The sequence below is a fragment of the Snodgrassella sp. W8132 genome (genome assembly GCF_016100865.1).
GTDB lineage: Bacteria > Pseudomonadota > Gammaproteobacteria > Burkholderiales > Neisseriaceae > Snodgrassella > Snodgrassella alvi.
This window is the reverse complement of the sequence record NZ_JACFRQ010000001.1, coordinates 505,995-526,894: the sequence shown is the minus strand read 5'-3', so window position 1 is coordinate 526,894 and position 20,900 is coordinate 505,995. Positions and strand designations below refer to the sequence as shown.

13 protein-coding genes are annotated in these 20,900 nt (G+C 39.9%); 5 read left to right on the top strand and 8 right to left on the bottom strand.

Annotated elements, in window-relative coordinates; all coding sequences use genetic code 11:
- Positions 1-122 precede the first annotated feature (122 nt).
- The gene (locus tag H3U82_RS02320) at positions 123-608 is read left to right on the top strand and encodes a YbhB/YbcL family Raf kinase inhibitor-like protein (RefSeq protein WP_198209003.1); all 486 of its coding nucleotides are present in this window, start codon (positions 123-125) and stop codon (positions 606-608) included.
- Positions 609-685: 77 nt separating this feature from the next.
- Here H3U82_RS02320 and rbfA read toward each other — a convergent pair whose 3' ends face one another.
- The 4 genes from rbfA to rimP form a co-directional block, all read right to left on the bottom strand.
- Entirely contained in the window at positions 686-1,057 is a 372-nt protein-coding gene (gene rbfA / locus H3U82_RS02315) for a 30S ribosome-binding factor RbfA (protein WP_025330989.1), read from the bottom strand.
- Between the two features lie 80 nt (positions 1,058-1,137).
- The gene (gene infB / locus H3U82_RS02310) at positions 1,138-4,059 is read right to left on the bottom strand and encodes a translation initiation factor IF-2 (RefSeq protein WP_198209001.1); all 2,922 of its coding nucleotides are present in this window, start codon (positions 4,057-4,059) and stop codon (positions 1,138-1,140) included.
- 10 nt (positions 4,060-4,069) lie between these two features.
- A complete protein-coding gene (nusA, locus tag H3U82_RS02305) occupies positions 4,070-5,557 on the bottom strand; it encodes a transcription termination factor NusA (protein WP_037392462.1) in 1,488 nt (495 codons plus the stop codon).
- 47 nt (positions 5,558-5,604) lie between these two features.
- Positions 5,605-6,087, bottom strand: a complete 483-nt coding sequence (rimP, locus tag H3U82_RS02300) for a ribosome maturation factor RimP (RefSeq protein WP_084585112.1) — start codon at positions 6,085-6,087, stop codon at positions 5,605-5,607.
- A 441-nt stretch (positions 6,088-6,528) separates the two neighbouring features.
- On the opposite strand from rimP, the gene H3U82_RS02295 reads away from it, so the two are divergent.
- The 4 genes from H3U82_RS02295 to H3U82_RS02280 all read left to right on the top strand — a co-directional run bounded on the left by H3U82_RS02295 (position 6,529) and on the right by H3U82_RS02280 (position 11,693).
- On the top strand, positions 6,529-8,400 hold the full coding sequence (locus H3U82_RS02295; protein WP_084564512.1) for a potassium transporter Kup: 1,872 nt from the start codon (positions 6,529-6,531) through the stop codon (positions 8,398-8,400).
- Between the two features lie 31 nt (positions 8,401-8,431).
- Entirely contained in the window at positions 8,432-9,478 is a 1,047-nt protein-coding gene (argC, locus tag H3U82_RS02290; protein WP_198209960.1) for an N-acetyl-gamma-glutamyl-phosphate reductase, read from the top strand.
- Between the two features lie 54 nt (positions 9,479-9,532).
- Entirely contained in the window at positions 9,533-9,880 is a 348-nt protein-coding gene (erpA, locus tag H3U82_RS02285) for an iron-sulfur cluster insertion protein ErpA (RefSeq protein WP_025330995.1), read from the top strand.
- Positions 9,881-10,172: 292 nt separating this feature from the next.
- Positions 10,173-11,693, top strand: coding sequence for a catalase (locus H3U82_RS02280; protein WP_084551049.1), 1,521 nt, complete (start codon positions 10,173-10,175; stop codon positions 11,691-11,693).
- Positions 11,694-12,050: 357 nt separating this feature from the next.
- On the opposite strand, the gene H3U82_RS10825 is transcribed toward H3U82_RS02280, so the two are convergent.
- The 4 genes from H3U82_RS10825 to H3U82_RS02240 form a co-directional block, all read right to left on the bottom strand.
- Entirely contained in the window at positions 12,051-18,374 is a 6,324-nt protein-coding gene (locus H3U82_RS10825; RefSeq protein ID WP_232336094.1) for a calcium-binding protein, read from the bottom strand.
- Positions 18,375-18,476: 102 nt separating this feature from the next.
- A complete protein-coding gene (locus H3U82_RS02250) occupies positions 18,477-19,463 on the bottom strand; it encodes a hypothetical protein (protein WP_198208999.1) in 987 nt (328 codons plus the stop codon).
- 129 nt (positions 19,464-19,592) lie between these two features.
- A complete protein-coding gene (locus tag H3U82_RS02245; RefSeq protein WP_198208997.1) occupies positions 19,593-19,757 on the bottom strand; it encodes a hypothetical protein in 165 nt (54 codons plus the stop codon).
- A gap of 100 nt (positions 19,758-19,857) precedes the next feature.
- The gene (locus H3U82_RS02240; protein ID WP_198208995.1) at positions 19,858-20,844 is read right to left on the bottom strand and encodes a hypothetical protein; all 987 of its coding nucleotides are present in this window, start codon (positions 20,842-20,844) and stop codon (positions 19,858-19,860) included.
- Between the last annotated feature and the right edge of the window lie 56 nt (positions 20,845-20,900).

The window sequence follows — 20,900 nt, the reverse complement described above, 5'->3', positions numbered from 1 at the left end:
TAAAACCCTTTTAACTGATTTCATTATTATTTATTATTCTTACATTGCGTTGACTTAATTAACCTTATCCAGCAAAATTAAATCACCACATATCTTATCTTCTAATGACATTGAGAAATATAATGCCAAATACATTTACTTTAACCAGTCCTGAATTCAAAAACGGCGACACTGTTGATTCCTCTTATCAAAGTGATCGTGACAACCAGTCTCCTGCTTTAATTTGGGAAAATGCGCCAGCCGAAACCAAAAGTTTTGCAATTCAATGCCATGATCCTGATGCGCCTACAGGAGGTGCAGGCTGGTGGCACTGGATGGCTATTAATCTGCCAAAAGACTTAACTGAACTGAAAAGAAATGCTGGTGCAGAAGGAGGGCAGAATTTACCTGCCGGAACACGTCAGCTACGTAACGAGACCGGAACTTTAGGTTACTCGGGTTTTTATCCGCCAGTAGGTCATCCGCCCCATCGTTATATTTTTACTGTTTATGCTCTGAATACCGATAAAATTGATTTACCCGAGGATGCAACTACTAGTTATGCGGGTTTTGTAGTGAATAGTCATGCCATTGCCAAAGCCTCAGTAATGGTCCACTATGGTCGCTAAATTCATAATATAAATCAGGTTAAATAATATAAAAAGAGGTTGTCCAATCTTGGACAACCTCTTTTTTTAAGCTTCATTTAATCTTCAACCGGTTTTTCTTTAGACACTTTATCAATCAAATGCGAAATACTCATACCTCGTTCAAGCGAGTCATCATAAATGAACGTCAGCTCAGGTGTACGGAATAAAGTTATTCGACGAGCCAGTTCGCTACGCAAATAACCCTTAGCATGTTCCAGTGCTTCTTCGGTTACAGCACGGGTACTGTCATCCAGCACAGTGTAATAAATAGTAGCATGACTATAATCGCGGGTTACTTCTACTTCATTAATTGTAATAAAACCGGCACGCGGATCTTTGAGACCAACACGCACAAGTTCGGCCAGTTCACGCATAATCTGCTCTTTGACACGATCCTGACGAGCATAACCACGCTGAGGTTTACGCATAATCATTCCTTTCTGTGATCAGGCCAGTAAATTCAGGCAGCCGGAAACTTCTCTGGCTGCCTGTTATACCCTAAATCATTTTAAAGCTTACGGGCAACTTCAACTACCTCAAAGACTTCCAGCTGATCACCTTCCATAATTTCATTGAAGTTTTTCAGCATTAGACCACATTCGAAGCCTTGACGTACTTCCTTAACATCATCTTTAAAGCGTTTTAATGAAGCCAGTTCACCTGTATGCACAACCACATTATTACGAATTAACCGAACATGAGAATCACGCTTGATTAAACCATCGGTTACCATACAGCCGGCGATATTACCCACTTTTGATACGTTAATAACCTGACGAATTTCTACTGTACCAATCACATTTTCTTTTTGTTCTGGTGCAAGCATACCGCTTAAAGCTGCCTTCACATCATCAATAGCATCATAAATGATATTGTAATACCGGATCTCAATACCTTCATGTTCAGCCAGTTTACGTGCAGTGGCATCAGCACGTACATTAAAGCCGATGATAACTGCGCCAGAGGCGATAGCCAGATTCACATCAGATTCTGTCACACCACCTACACCGCTATGCAATACATCAACCCGTACTTCATTAGTAGACAGTTTACGTAAACTACCTGCTAAGGCCTCATAAGAACCCTGAACATCTGCTTTAATAATAATCGGCAAGCTTTGCGCCTGATTTTCACCCATGTTATTAAACATGTTTTCCAGTTTGGCGGCCTGCTGTTTAGCCAGTCGTACATCACGATATTTACCCTGACGGAACAGAGCAATTTCACGTGCTTTTTTCTCATCGGCCAGTACAATAAAATCTTCACCGGCATTAGGTACATCTGACAACCCCAGAATTTCTACCGGAATAGACGGACCGGCATCAGTAATGGTTTTGCCGTTCTCATCTACCATGGCACGTACACGACCAAAAGTTGTACCGGCAAGCACAACATCACCTTTACGCAACGTACCGCTTTGTACCAGCAAGGTTGCTACCGCACCACGCCCTTTATCCAGACGAGACTCGACAACAATACCTTTAGCAGCAGAATCTACAGGTGCTTTCAGCTCCAGAACATCTGCTTCCAGCAATACTGCTTCCAGCAATGCATCAATATTGGTGCCCTGTTTGGCTGAAACATCAATAAACTGTACATCACCACCCCATGAATCAGGGATGACTTCATGTGCTGTCAGTTCCTGACGAATACGTTCAGGATTGGCGCCTTCTTTATCAATCTTATTTACAGCCACCACTAAAGGTACTTTTGCAGCTTTAGCATGTGCAATGGCTTCAATAGTCTGAGGCATTACTCCATCATCAGCGGCAACCACCAGAATCACAATATCGGTAGCCTGTGCACCGCGGGCACGCATAGCAGTAAATGCTTCATGTCCCGGCGTATCCAGGAAGGTAATTACACCGCGTGGTGTTTCCACATGATAGGCACCAATATGCTGTGTAATACCACCTGCTTCACCCTGAACAACACGGGCACGGCGAATATAGTCCAGTAAGGATGTTTTACCATGGTCTACATGTCCCATCACAGTAACCACCGGCGGACGGGGTAATTCTTCAGCCTCAGTAACGGTAGTATCTTCATCCAGAAAGGCTTCAGGATCATCAGCTGCAGCAGCCTTACCGATATGCCCCATTTCTTCTACTACAATCAGGGCGGTTTCCTGATCCAGTGACTGGTTGATGGTCACCATCATACCCATCTTCATCAGAGTTTTAATCACTTCTGCAGCCTTAACAGCCATTTTATGTGCGAGCTCAGCAGCTGTGATGGTTTCCGGCACCAGCACTTCATGAACTACAGGCTCAGTAGGTGCCTGGAAGGCATGCTGATTTGGTTCCAGTTTAAGCTGTTTCTTACCACCTTTTTTACCACCTCGTCTGCTGCTGCGCCCCTCTTCTGAGTTAGCCGTATCTGCCGAGCGCCGGTTTTTACCACCGCGCGCTGATTTACCTTTTGGCATATCGTCTTCACGCTGATGACGCTGCTCATCCTTTTTACGCCGGCCTGCCGATTCAGACACATTTTCTGCTGCTTTCGGTGCATTACTGCTCACTGGCTTTTTCTCAGTTGGCTTAGCCGAACGCACTTCAGCAGTTTTCTGCTCACTAACTGCTTTACTTTCTTCCTTAGCCTGCTGTTTAGCTGCTTCGCGCCGTGCCTGACGTTCCTGTTTCTGTTTCAGTAACATTTCACGATGAGCGCGCATAGCTTCAGCACGTCTGGCCTCTTCATCACGCTGAGCCTGCTCTTCAGGACTGATAATCGGCTTGGCTGCTTCAGCCTTAAGTGCAGCCAAATCAATTTTTTTCGCATTCCGGTTACGGTTGTTGCGCTTGGATTTAGGCTGCTCAGTTTTGTCTGCTGCTGGCTTTTTATCAGCAGGTACTTCTGCAGGTTGAGCTGCTGCGTTCTGTTGCTGTTTCACTTCCTGTTTTACCACTTCTGTCTGCACAGACTCCACTTTAGGTTTCTGTTCGGTTTTACTAGCCGCTGCTGCTGCTTTCAGACGCGCTGCTTCTGCAGCTGCTGCCGCAGCAGACTCTTCTCTGCGTCGCGCTTCAGCCTGCTCTTCAGCAGCTTTTCTTGCCAGTTCTTCAGCCTCAGTATCTGCTGTTTTCACCGGTTCGGATTCAGGCTGCGGAAGATTCTGTTTTTCTTCTGCCTGTCTGGCTTCCTGTTCTTCCGGCGGTACAGCAATACGCCGCCGCCGGCGGGTTTCAACTTCAACACCGCCAACAGTACTTTTTTCAGCTGGTTTTTTACGATTCAGTGTGATGGTACCGGCAGACTGACTACCATTAGACTGCTTTAAATAAACCAGCAACTGTTTTTTATCTGCAGCTGTCAGTTTATCCGACGCCGCCTGTTTGTGTACTCCTGCTTCGGCTAACTGTTCCAGCAACCTTGAGGTTGATAAATGCAGTTCCGAGGCAAATTGTTCTACAGTTATTTGATTACTCATTCGCGTACCCTCATACTTCGTCAAACCAGTGGGCGCGTGCTGCCATCACCACTTTCTTGGCGGTTTCCTCATCAATGCCTGTAATTTCAATCAGTTCATCTACTGACAATTCAGCCAGATCATCACGGGTTTTAATTCCTTCATTGGCCAGATCATGCAGCATTTCCTGATCAACACCTTCCAGATTTTTCAAATCTTCGTCCATGTGTTCTAACTGCTCTTCAGAGGCAATGGCCAGGGTTAAAATGGCATCACGGGCACGATTACGCAATTCTTCTACCGTACTTTCATCAAAACCCTCAATTTCCAGCATTTCCTGAACAGGAACATAAGCCACTTCTTCCAGACTGGTAAAGCCTTCCTGAACCAGTACCTCAGCTACGTTTTCATCAACACCCAGGTTATTGATAAACAGCTCACGTACGGCTTTATCTTCAGCTTCATGGCGTTCTTGAGCCTCATCCACAGTCATGATGTTCAGCTGCCAGCCTGTTAGTTCGGCTGCCAGACGTACATTCTGTCCGCCACGTCCGATTGCCAGGGCCAGCTGATCTTCTGCCACAATCACATCAACAGAATGATGATCTTCATCTATCAGAATACGAGTTACTTCTGCAGGGCTCAGTGCATTAATCACAAACTGTGCAGTTTCAGGCGACCACAGCACTACATCAATACGCTCACCTGCTAACTCTTCCGTTACTGCATTGACACGCGAACCGCGTACACCAATACAAGTACCCTGCGGATCAATACGTGCATCATTGGATTTCACCGCAATTTTGGCACGTAAACCCGGATCACGAGTTACTTCCTTAATTTCCAGCAGACCATCTTCAATTTCCGGTACTTCCATTTCAAACAGTTTTAACAGGAATTCTCGCGAAGTACGTGTCAGAATAACCTGACTGCGGTTACCAATCTGGTCTACCCGTAAAAACAAAGCCCGTACTCTGTCGCCATTACGGAAGTTTTCGCGCGGAATCATCTGATCTCGCGGCAACAGTGCTTCCAGACGACCAATTTCTACGATTGCACCGTGCCGTTCCACACGCTTAATCGTACCCAGAACAAGGCTATCTTTACGCTGTAAAAATTCATTTAAAATCTGTTCACGTTCTGCATCGCGAATGCGCTGCAAAATAACCTGTTTGGCTGTCTGTGCGCCAATCCGGCCAAATTCCACATTTTCGATTGGTTCTTCGTAATACTCACCAATCTGCAGCGTAGTTCCCGGAATTTCTTCCTGAATCTCTTCAATGGTTTTTTGAATATCGGGATAGGTATAATCCTCATCAGCCACAATCAGCCAGCGGCGAAAACTGCTGTAATCGCCGGTATTGCGGTTAATCACCACCCGCACATCCATATTTTCACGCTCAGTTTTTTTCTTTGCCGCACTGGCCAGAGCAAATTCCAGCGCGCTGAATACTACTTCTGTATCTACATTTTTTTCACTCGCCAAAGCTTCGGCCAGTAGTAAAATTTCACGACTCATTTAATTCTCCTTGTAAGCCTTTGCTTACAAAAATATGAAATTTCAATTTAAAAATCAAATTCTGGTTTTAAACGTGCTTTATCAATATTCTGCCATTCTATTAAAACTGTCTTACCGGCTGCCACAGCAGCACGTTTGGCCCGACGCGCTTCATTAATTTCTTCCAGGGTAATACTGATTAAATCGTTTTCATCAATACCATTAATCCGGCCAATAAAATTCTTTTGCCCGTCTATAGGCAAACGTGTCTTAATCTTGGCCAGTTGCCCGGTAAAACGCGTAAAATCTGCCGGTTTGGTTAAAGGACGGTCTAAGCCCGGGCTGGAAATTTCCAGACGCTGATAATCCACATCCTCTACAGCCAATACCCGGCTTAAATGATTACTGACCGCAACACAATCATCCAGGGAAATACCGCCTTCTGCCTTATCAATAAAGACGCGTAAATCCCCCTGAGCAGTCAGCTCATAATTAACCAGCTCATAGCCCAGACCCGGCAAAGTTTTTTCTAAAATGCCCTGAATATCCATCTGTGCTCCATAAAAACAAAAAAATGGCCTTAGGGCCATTTCTCAATAATTCGAAAAATTTCTTTATTTTAACTCATTGTTGAAAAAAAAGAAACCACCTGCCATTATTCAAATTTAAAATTAATACCGATTAGCACAAACATATCAATTAATTGCGTCATCGGCACTGTATAATCACTGTCTGAAATCAGTCATAATAATTAACATTATGTAAATTTTTCATAACAAATTATGAAATAATGTCAACAATTTACCGTTTCGTTCAGATATACTGATAAATGATGCATCTGTATCATATCCAAAAGCACAAAATTAATATGAATTAATTATAAGTTGCTATGACTATTGAATAAAAAACTAAAGAAACTCACACTTAAGGGATTGGCTAAAGTTGACGTTAAGACTAAACTGCACTCCCCTATAATCACTAGAGGTAAATAAATGCGTAAACAGTTTTCTGCCAATACCGCAATGACACTGGCTGCATTGGGTATTGTTTACGGTGACATTGGAACCAGTCCTCTGTATGCCTTAAAAGAAAGCTTCCGCGCTTCTACAATCGCTCCCACAGAAACTAATGTACTGGGCTTTGTTTCTTTGATTGTATGGTCATTACTCCTGATCGTTACTCTGAAATATGTTCTGTTTATTCTGCGAGCCGATAATAATGGTGAAGGCGGCGTTGTTGTACTGATGCAGCAGGCAATGCAGCATCTTAAGGGTAAACCTGTATGGATTGTGATGATGATGGGGCTTACCGGCACCGCCCTTTTTTACGGTGATGCCATGATTACGCCGGCCGTATCGGTTTTATCCGCTGCAGAAGGGTTAACGGTAATCAGTGAAAACTTCCGCCCTTATGTTATGCCTATAGCATTGATTATCCTGTTCGGACTTTTTTTCATTCAAAAAAAAGGTACACACAAAATCGGTACACTGTTTGGTCCGGTTATGCTGATATGGTTTAGTGCTATTGCACTGATAGGTCTGTATCAGATAGTTCAGGCTCCGAAAATTATTCTTGCTTTCAGCCCTTTCTATGCAATTAATTTTGCCATTAATCATGGCTGGGACGGTTTTATCGGGCTGGGCTGCGTTGTACTGGCTGTAACCGGTGCAGAAGCCCTCTATGCCGATATGGGACATTTTGGTCGTAAACCAATCCAGACAGCATGGATAAAAATTGTTTTACCTAGTCTGATTATCAATTATCTGGGTCAGGGTGCCCTGATTCTGCATAATCCGAATGCAATTAATAACCCGTTTTTTCTCAGCGCACCGCACTGGCTATTGATTCCATTAATTATTCTGGCTACTTTTGCAACTATTATTGCCAGTCAGGCCGTTATTGCCGGAGCTTACTCGCTTACCCGTCAGGCAATACAGCTTGGCTTTGCCCCACGCATGAATATTATCCATACCAATAATGAAGAAGTTGGTCAGATTTACCTGCCGCTGGTTAACTGGCTGTTACTGGTAGCAGTCACATTAGTAGTACTGGCTTTTCACGATTCAGAACATCTGGCTTCAGCTTACGGTATTGCGGTTACGGGTACTATGGTTATTACTTCATGTCTGTTCTGCGTAGTAATGATTAAAAACTGGCGCTGGCCAATCCCGCTTGCCTTACTGCTTACTTCGGTTTTTCTGTGTTTTGATCTGGTTTTCTTCAGCAGTAACCTGCTAAAACTAATTCATGGCGGCTGGTTCCCGGTAATGGTAGCCCTGATTGTGGTTACATTATTCTCAACATGGCGTCGCGGACAGGCACAATTGCTACAGGCACAGCAAAATCAGGAATTTTCATTGGATAATTTTGTTGAAAACCTGCACGACTACCCGCCTCAGATTGTTTCCGGCAATGCAGTATTCATGGTTTCCGACCCGTTCAGCATTCCACGAGCACTCCTGCATAATCTGAAACACAATAAAGTACTGCATAGCTATAATGTATTGCTCAGCGTCAAAACCAAAGAAATACCCTATGTAGCCGATAATGACCGTATTGCCATGAAACAGATTGGTCCCCGCTTTACCAGAGTCATCGCCAATTATGGTTTTCAGGAAACAGCCAATATCACCCATATTCTGAAATTGATGGCTGATCAAGGGATTAAACTTGATACCATGGATACCTCTTTTTTTCTGTCACACGACAGCATTGTTGTTGCCGCCAAAACCAAACATGGCAATATGGGGCGGTTACGTGCACGCCTTTTCAAATGGTTATATAAAAACAGTGCTTCAGCCGGTAATTACTATCATATACCGGCTAACCGCGTCGTCGAACTCGGCGCTCAGGTCGTGATTTAACTACACAGCAATTGCAAAAAATTCATGAGAGATCCATATGAGCATTAAAATCGGCATAGTCGGAGCCACAGGTTATACTGGTGTAGAACTATTACGTTTACTGGCACAGCATCCGGAAGCTGAAATCATCACCGTTACCAGCCGCAGCACTACCGGAACAACGCTGAGCGATTATTTTCCCAGTTTGCGCGGCATCTATGATCATTTGATTTTCCAACATCCCAATCAGGCCGACTTAAGTAAATGTGACTTAGTATTTTTTGCAACACCTAACGGTGTAGCCATGCATGAGGCTCCAATATTACTGACACAGGGAGTTAAAGTAATCGACCTGTCTGCAGATTACCGTATCAAAGATGTAGCAGTCTGGCAAAAATGGTATCCGTTTACTCATGCCAGCCCCGAATGGATCGCAAAAGCTGTTTATGGTTTGGCGGAACTGAACCGTACTGCCATTACTCAGGCGCAGCTGGTAGCCAATCCGGGCTGCTATCCGACTTGTGTCAGCCTGCCTTTATTACCGTTATTGCAGCAACAATGTCTGATTCATGACATGCCGCTTATTGCCGATTGTAAATCAGGAGTATCTGGTGCAGGTCGCAAAGCAAATACCGGTAACCTGTTCGCAGAATGCAGCGATAATTTCAAAGCTTATGGTATCAGCGGACACAGACATTTACCGGAAATCAGGCAAACACTGAATCTTTTACAACCTAATTCAGGTAACAGTCTGGTGTTTGCACCTCATCTGACGCCCTTGATTCGCGGCATGCATGCCACCATATATATTCAGGTAAAAGAAGGTTGCAACCCATATCAGTTGATTGCCGATTATTATCAATCCAGCCCGTTTGTTGATGTCATGCCTGCTGGCAGCACACCTGAAACCCGCTCAGTCCGCGGAGCAAATCTCTGCCGCATCAGTATACAACCTGCGCCGCAGAATAATACCTGGATTATTCTTTCTGTAATTGATAATCTGGTAAAAGGTGCAGCCGGACAAGCTGTACAGAATATGAATATCATGTTCGGGCTTGATGAAAAAAGCGGATTAAATCTTATTCCCCTCTTGCCATAACCGGTCAGCAGGATAGACAATCAAGTATGCACATATTATTAAAAGGACTACACCATGTCAGAAACCGATATTGAAACACCGATTATCTTTACTGAAAGCTGTTGTACCAAAGTAAAAGATTTAATTGCAGAAGAAAACAATCCGGACCTGAAACTGCGCGTATTTGTAACAGGGGGAGGATGCTCAGGTTTCCAGTACGGTTTTACTTTTGATGAAATCGTTAATGATGATGATTTTGAAATCCAGAAAGATGGCTTAACATTTCTGATCGATCCAATGAGTTATCAGTATCTGGTTGGTGCTGAAATCGATTATTCTGAAAGTCTGCACGGTTCACAATTTGTTATCCGTAACCCTAATGCAACTACCACCTGTGGCTGTGGCTCGTCTTTCTCTGTTTAAGTGAATCGACTATATAGCAAGATTTCTTTACTCAAACAACTGAATTAATTTTCTAAACCAGCCAAAGCAGGCTGGTTTATTTATGGGCAACAACCAGCGATAACCAAAAATTGTTCACTTTAAAACTCAATACATTAAAAATTTCACACAATTTAAAAATAATTGTCATTTACAATAAAATGTAAAAATAACAAACAGTTAACATTCGATTTTATACTTAAGCCTATAATCATCTGGGTAGCCAAAAGCAGTAAAGGCCTTTTTTAATAATAAATTAACAAGGAGCTTTGCCATGAACCATGATATAAAAAAATGCCCGGTAACCCATCTCACAACAGATCAGGGGGCGCCTGTATCTGATAATCAGAATAGTCTCACAGCCGGACCACGCGGTCCTTTACTGGCTCAGGATTTATGGCTGAACGAAAGACTGGCCAATTTTGTCCGCGAAGTTATCCCTGAACGCCGGATGCATGCAAAAGGCTCAGGTGCATTTGGTACTTTCACAGTTACCCACGATATAACCCAATATACATGTGCCAAACTATTCAGCCAGATTGGCAAAAAAACCGAAATGTTTGTACGCTTTTCTGAAGTAGCAGCTGAACGCGGTGGTGGCGATGCTGAGCGCGATATCCGCGGCTTTGCCATGCGCTTTTATACCGAGCAGGGCAATTGGGATCTGGTAGGCAATAATACACCTGTATTTTTTCTGCGTGATCCGCGTAAATTTCCAGACCTTAATAAAGCCGTCAAACGTGACCCCCGTACCAATCTGCGCAGCCCTACTTATAACTGGGACTACTGGACTTTACTGCCGGAATCATTTCATCAGGTAACCATTACCATGTCCGACAGAGGCATACCGGCTAGTTACCGGCATATGCATGGTTTCGGTTCACATACATTTAGTTTCATTAACGCTAATAAAGAACGCTTCTGGGTTAAATTTCACTTCCGCACTCAACAGGGAATTAAAAACCTTACCGATGAAGAGGCCGCCACTATTATGGGACAAGATCGCGACAGTCATCAGCGCGATCTTTACAATGCTATCGAATCCGGTAATTTTCCTAAATGGACAATGTACATCCAAATCATGCCGGAAACCGATGCAGAAAAAGTACCCTATCATCCGTTTGATTTATCTAAAGTATGGCCGCATGGTGATTATCCGCTTATCGAGGTGGGCGAATTTGAACTAAACCGCAACCCGGATAATTATTATCTTGACGTTGAACAGGCTGCTTTCGCTCCTAGTAATCTGGTACCGGGAATCAGCGTTTCTCCTGACAAAGTATTACAGGCACGCCTGTATAATTACGCAGACGCTGCCCGCTACCGTGTAGGGGTCAATCATCATCAGATACCGGTTAATAAAGCACGCTGTCCCGTTTTCAGTAACCATCGTGATGGTACAACCCGGGTAGATGACAATTATGGAAGTCTGCCCCATTACGAGCCTAACAGCTTCCATCAATGGCAGGAACAGCCTGAATATCGCGAACCTCCGCTTAAAATACATGGTGATGCTGATTTCTGGAATTTCCACGAAGACGATAATGACTATTTCAGCCAACCCCGCGCCTTATTTAACTTAATGAATGATAACCAGAAGCAGGTACTGTTTGAAAACACAGCACGAGCTATGGGTGATGCACCTGACTTTATCAAATACAGACATATTCGTAACTGCAATGCCTGCCATCCGGACTATGGTACAGGCGTAGCCAAAGCACTGGGCATGACAGTAGAAGCAGCCATAGCAGCACGCAGCAGTGACCCGGCACAGGGATGCGCTGTTCTGATTTAAACTTAATCATTAATTGATATAAATCCTTAAACAATAACGTTTAAGGATTTTTATATAGAAATATATTTCTGTTAGATAATTTATTAAAACTAAAATCTTTATTAATCCGGATTCATAAACAACTAAAACATTAAAATATTTTAATATTTAAAATTTATAATATTAATTACCTGAATTTCTTTGATGACTATTCATCGATCATCAACTTATTTCAAACCTTCAAATTCTGCATTAAATTAACATTTAACTTTATTCTGAACTTTTCATAGATAATCTCATGCACAATAAAAAATACCCGTAATCAGTAATTACGGGTATTTTATTACCTAGGCTTAATTAATAAATAAACCAATTTATTCAATAAGCAGGGGCACTTGTTAAATGCATAGATTGCTGTATCGGCTCCACCGAATTTAATCTGTCATCAATAGCGGGAGTAAATCCTGCCATGGCTGAAAGTAAATTCTGAATCTGAGCTGAAGGATCATTACTATTATTAGAAACAAATTTACCTTTAAGTGATGTGTTATCTGCCAAATCACTGGAAGCAATATTCCGTAGATTAACAATATCATTTCCATTTTTAGCTTTAGTTACACCAAAGGAACGATTTTTCTTCATATCTTCATAGGTGACGCTTTTATCTTCAAACACAAAATTAAAAGCCCGGCTATTTTTATTTTTAGTATCAAAATAATCAGGTAAGGTCACTGAATCTGCTGATCCATATGCATAAATGACTAAATCATTACCAGAACGGATAAATTCAGCATCGGCCAGACTAGCACCTTTAAACACCAGATCATTACGCTGATCTTTATTTTTTTTATCCATATAGCCTAAATCATTCACCACATCCTGACCATGACCGGCTTCAAATTCATAACGATCTTTTTCATAGTTACCGCCGTTGAGAATATCATTACCGACACCGCCATTCAGAATATCATTACCAGATCCACCTTTTAGAACATCATCTCCTGCACCTCCGATAAGAATATCGTTTCCTTGCCAGCCTGAAATAATATTATCCTTTTCATCCCCGCTCAGGATGAAGGCATAATCTTTTTTGATATTTTCCAAAGTAATGGCTTGATCATCAAATATAAAGTTAAATCCTCTACTATCGTCTTTATAGTATGTAGAGTTGAAGTAATCAGGTAGAGTCACTGAATCTGCTGATCCATACGCCTGAATAACCAGATCGGTTCCAGAGCGAATAAATTTTGCATCTGCCAGCTTGGCACCTTTAAAGACAATATCATTTCGCTCATATTTTGTGAATTCATAACCACTACCTTTATCATTAATCACATCCTGACCATGACCTGCTTCAAACTCATAACGGTCTTTATGCCAATCTCCTCCATTCAGGATATCATTGCCTGTACCCCCTATCAGAATATCGTAACCTTCGCCTCCTTCCAGAATATCATTGCCTTCGCCTCCTTCCAAAATATCATTACCATATCCTCCCCATAAAGTATCATTACCCGCTCCTCCGCTCAAAATGTCATTTCCTTCCCAGCCACTAATCTCATTGTCTTTCTCATCTCCGCTCTGATAAAACGAAAAGTAACAGATATCTTCCCAAGTAATGACTTTATCATCAAATATAAAGTTAAATACCATTCTGTCGTTGTATCTGAAGAAATCAGGTAGAGTCACTGAATCTGCTGATCCATATGCCTGAATAACCAGATCACCTCCATATCGCAAAAATTTTGCATGTGCCAAACTGGCTCCCTTAAATACTACATCATTATAGTATTCAATATAGTTAATAGCTTTATCATTGATTATATCTTGACCATGCCCCGCCTCAAACTCATAACGGTCTTTGTGCCAATCGCCACCATTCAAAATATCGTTGCCTGCGCCCCCATTTAAAATATCATAGCCTTCTCCCCCATTCAAAATATCATCACCAACTCCTCCATTTAAAATGTCATCACCATTCTCTCCATTAAGAATATCATCGCCAGCTCCTCCATTCAGAATATCATTTCCTATACCTCCATTTAAAGTATCATTGCCTTCGTCTCCATTTAAAACATCATCGCCTGCTCCTCCCCATAAAGTATCATTGCCTTCGTCTCCATTTAAAATATCATCGCCATATCCTCCACCTAAAACATCATTACCCGCTCCTCCGTTAATCAAATCCTTTCCATCCCAGCCACCAATCTCATTGTCTTTCTCATCTCCGCTCTGATTAATCGTAAAGTGCTTCCTGATATCTTTATAAATGATAGTTTGATCATCAAATATAAAGTTGAATGCTTTCATGTAATTATTGATGAAGAAATCAGGTAGAGTCACTGAATCTGCTAATCCATACGCCTGAATAACCAGATCATCTCCATATCGCAAAAATTTTGCATCTGCCGAACTGGCTCCCTTAAATACTACATCATTATAGTTTTCAGTTTCATTGTCATCACCTCTATCATTGATTACATCTTTACCATGCCCCGCCTCAAATTCATACCGGTCTTTATGCCAATAGCCGCCATTCAGAATATCATTTCCAGCACCACCATTCAGAATATCGTAACCTTTTCCTCCTTCCAGAATATCATTGCCTTCGCCTCCATTCAGAATATCATTACCATCTTCTCCCCTTAGAGTGTCATTGCCCATCCCCCCATTTAGAATATCAGTTCCTTGCCAGCCAAAAATAACGTTGTCTTTTCCATCTCCATTCTGAGTGAAAATATAGTCTTTTATAAGATTATCATAAGAAATACTCTGATCATCAAATATAAAGATAAAAGCCTTATAATTATTATGTATGAAATAATCCAATAAAGTTACCGAATCTGCTGATTTATACGCTCGAACAACTAGACTGTTCCCTGAGCGAATAAATTCTGCGTCTGCCAGTTCCGCTCCTTTAAATACTACGTCATTAGATTCATCCTGATAACCTCGTGAATCATAAGCCTGGTCATTAATCACATCTTGGCCATGCCCAGTCTCAAACTCATAACGATCTTTATGCCCATCGCCTCCAATCAGAATGTCATTTCCAGTGCCACCATTCAGAATATCATAACCAGATTCTCCGTTCAGAATATCATCTCCTGCTCCTCCATTCAGAATATCGTTACCATAACCTCCCCATAAAATATCGTCACCATCTCCTCCATTCAGAATATCTTTACCATCTCCTCCGTCCAGAATATCAACTCCTGCTCCTCCATTCAGAATATCGTTACCATCTAATCCATACAGAATATCATCACCATCGCCACCTGTCAGAATATCATCACTGTATTTGCCCCAAATGGCGTCTTTATAAGGAGTAACGCTCTGATCATCAAATATAAAATTAAACTCTCTGTTATAATAACTACTGATGAAATATCCTGGGAGGGTCACAGAATCTGTTGAACCATACGCTTTAATAATCAGGTCTGTTCCAGAGCGGATAAATTCTGCGTCTGCCAGTTTCGCTCCTTTAAATACCAGATCATTACGAGCATTTAGATCGTCTTTAGAATCTCTACCTTTATCATTAATCACATCCTGACCATGACCTGCGTCAAATTCATAACGGTCTTTATGCCCATCTCCTCCATTCAGGATATCATTGCCTGTACCTCCTATCAGAATATCGTAACCTGCTCCTCCTTCCAGAATATCATTGCCTTCGCCTCCTTCCAAAATATCATTACCATATCCTCCTTTCAGGATATCATTGCCTTCGCCTCCTTCCAAAATATCATCGCCATCTCCTCCCCATAAAGTATCATTGCCCGCTCCTCCGCTCAAAATGTCTTTTCCATCACAGCCGGGAATCTCATTGTCTCCATCATCTCCACTATAAGTAAAAGTGTATCGACTCATCAACTCTTCATAAGTAATCGTTTCATTATCAAATACAAAATTAAATGCGCGATTATAGCTATTAAAATAATCCAATAAGGTTACTGAGTCATTCGTTCCATACGCTTTTATAATTAAATCATTGCCCGAACGCACAAACTGTGTATCTGCTAGCTTCGCTCCTTCAAAGCATAAATCATTGCGCTTACTTTTTTCACTGACATATCCAAAATCTTTTATTACATCCTGCCCATGGCCTGAGCGAAACAGATAGCGATCTTTCTGCCATTCGTTTCCATTAAAGCTATCATTTCCATTAGAACTAATAAAAATATTATCTATCTCACCATAAAGTTGAGCTATTAATCCATTATCACGAGCTACTTTCAATAGATTGGCTTGCCGTCTTTCCCGCGCTGCACTATTATATTTCCCCAGATTCTTATCAATTTGCATCAATTCTCTAGCTTCGGCCAGCTGATTATTTTCAACTAATCTTACAAGCTCTTGATCTAGCTTAGAGTAATCATATCCGATTTTTTGCTGTTCAGCATTCCACTGCGCCAGAATAACTGGGAAAAATAGCTCCTTATATACTCCTTCGGCCAATAAACTGGCGGAAACATATTCTGCAAATTTATTAAACTCCTTAATAAGTATAGGTGCTGCGTGTGAATGAGGATCTGAATCAAGTCTTCCTGAGCACCAAATACCTAAAAAATCTGAGCCGGTTAGATTTTCTAAAGTTACCAACTTCCGTGCGTCATCAATATATTTTCCTCGACTTACGGGATCAACCTGTTCAGAACCAGTCCATCTATAAATCAAATTGTTCAGTAATGATTCACGTGTTTTAGTATCAGCTGTCAGATAAGCTTTAACCATTTCCTTCAGAACAGCATCTTTCTGCATAGCAGTATGCAGATCTGATACATTACCAAAGCCTTGTATATAAGGTAATTTCGCTATATCTTTATCAATTGCCAAGTTATCAGTATTAAAAGTATCTCCTTTATCTACCTTAAACCATACATCTGTTGCATCTGTCTGATGCCCGTCTGCCCAGGTAACTTGAGATGTTTCTCTGTGCTCATGACCATTCTCATCTTTTTTATCACCTTTCAGATATTTAAGTCCTATCTCTGTAATCTGAGTATTACTCAGCGACAATAATTCTCCCTCATCAACTAAACCATTCTGATTTTTATCTTGCCATAATTGTAATCTCGACCACACTGAATCAGCAGCATCAATTACACCATCTCGATTCTCATCAAATTCAGCCAGAGCTTCGAATCCATTTTGTGCTTTTTTACCGGAAGATAATAAAGTATTACTGCCAAATAACTCTTTTCCGTCATCAATCAATCCGTTTTGATTACGGTCTAAAACCAGTAGTGCATCATTACTATCAACCCAGCCAGTATTCTCTGCAAAACCATTTCCATCATGATCAAAATATGTATGCTTACCTTGTGCAGTAGTTTTTACACCATCTCCATTCATATCAATGATAATAGGTGATCTGATAGACATAGCATCCCTGATATCCGGCCGAGTATCATCTTCTTCTCTCAGCCGGATATTTAAATCTCCATTTTTAAAATTTTTAACCGTTAATCCATCATTAATTATTAAATCTTTACCATCCCAGTAATATTTATTCCCATGGCCATAATAAGTATTCTCAGGATCATTCTTATAATGAACACCTCCGGTTAATATATTTTTCTTAGCAACTGAAATACTTCCATCTACATTAAATATGGCCCCCTCACCATCAGAATCTTCAATCACATCCATTTTGTCAGCGATATAAGTATCATAGCCTTCGCCACCCATAAGCATATCTTTTTCAATGGAGCAAGAACTCGACCCTATTAACAGATCATCACCATTACCACCTTGTAAAATATCTTCACCACCACCACCAATCAATACTGAATCAGGATCATCGGAAAATATTTCCAACAAACCTGCTGATTCTGCTTTTAGAAAACCATCATGAAATATATCTTTACCATCATAAATCACTTTTCTGCCGTGGGAGTCTGTATAATTGATAGATGGGGATATTTTGATTAGTCTCATAATTTCGCCTAAATAATAGCTCATAACCTCTGGTATTCGTCCAATAAGATCAGCATCAGCAGAGAGTTGCTCCATTTTAGCTTTCTTCAATTGAGCAAAATCTTTATCAGTCACAGTAACGGCGGACACATCTCCTGTAAATTGAATTGGTACCGTTCTACCAATTCCAGATGGATCGATCTTTTCTTTAAAACCTTTATTAAAGTTATTGGCAGCCGCGTTACTAGAATCAAAATCAAAATTATCTTCACATGGAATTATTTTTAACCCTTGTATTTCCCTTGTGCCATCCGCTTTAACCACAAATTTTATTGAATCGAAATCAATAGTAAAACTTGTTGAACCGAAAATAAAGGCACGAGTTAAGTAATCGCTAGACCCAATACCAGATTCATATTGACTAATAGCTGTTGTAAACCTCTTTACCTTTTTATCATTGCTTAATTCTGAATTAATAGGATTTTCAGCTCTTAATATATTCCACATGGAAATAAAATCATAACTGCCAGCCGAAAACTCTGAAGAAAAGAAATCTTTAAAAAACTTAAAATCAGCCGCCGATACAAATCGTCCACCACCATGCGTCATATATTCCTGTGCATCGATCATCAAGGCGTCTCCCTCAGCACTCGCATCTCGTATCCACTTATCATTAACTAGTTCTGAAGGTGACGGTGCTTTCTCCTGATTCCATAAATATCTGGCGAGAATCTCATCTACACTCACTAAATCTTTACCTGCATTCACGTCATAAGCCATGTTATTACTCCTTTTTTTAATATTTAAAACCACAGAATAAACAAATTAAAACTTATATTAATAAAAAAATAATTAAAATTGTAATATGTAATTTATTGTAAATTAACTGCGCCACCAATAATTTGGTCTATATAAAACATCGCCACAATTATTTAACAAATAAACTTTTCTGGTATCCTTAAAAGTTTTACTTCTATCTTTAGCTACAAATTCTGGCACAGTTATTGAATCAGAATATGTAACACTCAAATAAAAATTACCTACACCCCAGGAGTTAATCTCAATATCAATGGGAATTTTAGATTTTCCCATAAATACTGCTGTTTCCATTCCAATATATTTTAAAATATAGTTTTTTCTTATCAATGACCACTCTGATTTATTTAAAACAGTGCAGCAGCTATTACTATCATAGACAGAAAGATAATTTGGATTATCTAATTTATGTATCAAAATATAGTTTTTTAACTTAAAATCATCATTAATATAATTTTTATCCGACGCAAATATAAAGCTTTCCGCTTCATTATGTTTAATTAATATATCAAGTGCTCTCCGAAAATCATATCCATTTTCAATATCATCTTTAAGAAATTTTTCTTTATCTGGATTCATCGGAATCTTGAACACCCTACAACCCTGAGAACGTCTACAATCAGCTGCAGTTGGTAAAAATTCGCCATTGTCATTAACTACTTTATTATCCCAATAAAATTTATTTTCATATATCATTCGACCAGTTAAACTTTTCATCGCCTTATACCATAGCTCTTCCTTGCTATAATATTTTTTATCCCGCCAGCAATACCCAGCCCTGTTCTTAGCCTCAAATTCTTCTTGTGATACATTAAATGGTTTAGGATTTTTCCGCATTAATTCATTCCAGAAGTAATACGGCGATTTTTCATAATATATATCTCGTATTTTTAAGCCACCTGCTACCATCAATATAATGAACATAGTTATTAATGTATATTTTGCCGGTTTTGGATGTGCTTTTGCTAAAGATATTACTTTAACCAAAATCCAAACACTAAGTAAGGGTAAGACAAAATAGATTGTGATAATTCCAAAAAATATCAAAAACATACTTTTATATTCTCCCTGTACATATGCATTTCATCTGTTTAAACTGAAAGAACTATTACTTATAAAAACTATTTACAACTTAAAATCAGCTGCCGATACAAATCCTCCACCACCATGCGTAATATATTCCTATGCATCGATCATCAAGGCGTCCCCCTTAGCACTCGCATTTCGTATCCACTTATCATCAACTAGTTCCGAAGGTGACGGTGCTGTTTCCTGATTCCATAAATATCTGGCGAGAATCTCATCTACTCTCACTAAATCTTCACCTGCATTCACGTCATAAGCCATGTTATTACCCTTTCATTTAATATTTAAGGCCACAGATTAAACAAATTAAAACTTATATTAATAAAAAAAATTAAAGTTGTTATCAGTAATTTATTGTAAATTACCTGCGCCACCAATAATTTGGTCTATATAAAACATCGCCACAATTATTTAACAAATAAACTTTTCTGGTATCCTTAAAACTTTTACTTTTATCTTTAGCTACAAATTCTGGCACAGTTATTGAATCAGAATATGTAACACTCAAATAAAAATTACCTACACCCCAAGAGTTAAGGTCAATATCAATGGGAATTTTAGATTTTCCCGTAAATACTGCTGTTTCCATTCCGATATATTTTAAAATATAGTTTTTTCTCATCAATGACCACTCTGATTTATTTAAAACAGTGCAGCAGCTATTACTATCATAGACAGAAAGATAATTTGGATTATCTAATTTATGTATCAAAATATAGTTTTTTAACTTAAAATCATCATTAATATAATTTTTATCCGACGCAAATATAAAGCTTTCCGCTTCATTATGTTTAATTAATATATCAAGTACTCTCCCAAAATCATCTTCATTTTCAATATCATCTTTTAGAAATTTTTCTTTATCTGGATTCATCGGAATCTTGAACACCCTACAACCCTGAGAACGTCTACAATCAGCTGCAGTTGGTAAAAATTCGCCATCGACATTAGTTACTTTATTATCCCAATAAAATTTATTTTCATATATCATTCGACCAGTTAAACTTTTCATCGCCTTATGCCATAGCTCTTCCTTGCTATAATATTTCTTATCCCGCCAGCAATACCCAGCCATGTTCTTAGCCTCAAACTCTTCTTGTGATACATTAAATGGTTTAGGATTTTTCCGCATTAATTCATTCCAGAAGTAATACGGCGATTTTTCATAATATATATCTCGTATTTTTAAGCCACCTGCTACCATCAATATAATGAACATAGTTATTAATGTATATTTTGCCGGTTTTGGATGTGCTTTTGCTAAAGATATTACTTTAACCAAAATCCAAACACTAAGTAAGGGTAAGACAAAATAGATTGTGATAATTCCAAAAAATATCAAAAACATACCTTTATATCCTCCCTGTACATAAGCATTTCATCTGTTTAAACTGAAAGAACTAT

What these genes read in the sequence shown, in the direction of transcription:
- H3U82_RS02320 (WP_198209003.1), top strand. Translation starts at nt 123, where the DNA reads ATGCCAAATACATTTACTTTAACCAGTCCTGAATTCAAAAACGGCGAC.
- rbfA (WP_025330989.1), bottom strand. Translation starts at nt 1,057, where the DNA reads ATGCGTAAACCTCAGCGTGGTTATGCTCGTCAGGATCGTGTCAAAGAG.
- infB (WP_198209001.1), bottom strand. Translation starts at nt 4,059, where the DNA reads ATGAGTAATCAAATAACTGTAGAACAATTTGCCTCGGAACTGCATTTA.
- nusA (WP_037392462.1), bottom strand. Translation starts at nt 5,557, where the DNA reads ATGAGTCGTGAAATTTTACTACTGGCCGAAGCTTTGGCGAGTGAAAAA.
- rimP (WP_084585112.1), bottom strand. Translation starts at nt 6,087, where the DNA reads ATGGATATTCAGGGCATTTTAGAAAAAACTTTGCCGGGTCTGGGCTAT.
- H3U82_RS02295 (WP_084564512.1), top strand. Translation starts at nt 6,529, where the DNA reads ATGCGTAAACAGTTTTCTGCCAATACCGCAATGACACTGGCTGCATTG.
- erpA (WP_025330995.1), top strand. Translation starts at nt 9,533, where the DNA reads ATGTCAGAAACCGATATTGAAACACCGATTATCTTTACTGAAAGCTGT.
- H3U82_RS02280 (WP_084551049.1), top strand. Translation starts at nt 10,173, where the DNA reads ATGAACCATGATATAAAAAAATGCCCGGTAACCCATCTCACAACAGAT.
- H3U82_RS10825 (WP_232336094.1), bottom strand. Translation starts at nt 18,374, where the DNA reads ATGGCTTATGACGTGAATGCAGGTAAAGATTTAGTGAGTGTAGATGAG.
- H3U82_RS02250 (WP_198208999.1), bottom strand. Translation starts at nt 19,463, where the DNA reads ATGTTTTTGATATTTTTTGGAATTATCACAATCTATTTTGTCTTACCC.
- H3U82_RS02245 (WP_198208997.1), bottom strand. Translation starts at nt 19,757, where the DNA reads ATGGCTTATGACGTGAATGCAGGTGAAGATTTAGTGAGAGTAGATGAG.
- H3U82_RS02240 (WP_198208995.1), bottom strand. Translation starts at nt 20,844, where the DNA reads ATGTTTTTGATATTTTTTGGAATTATCACAATCTATTTTGTCTTACCC.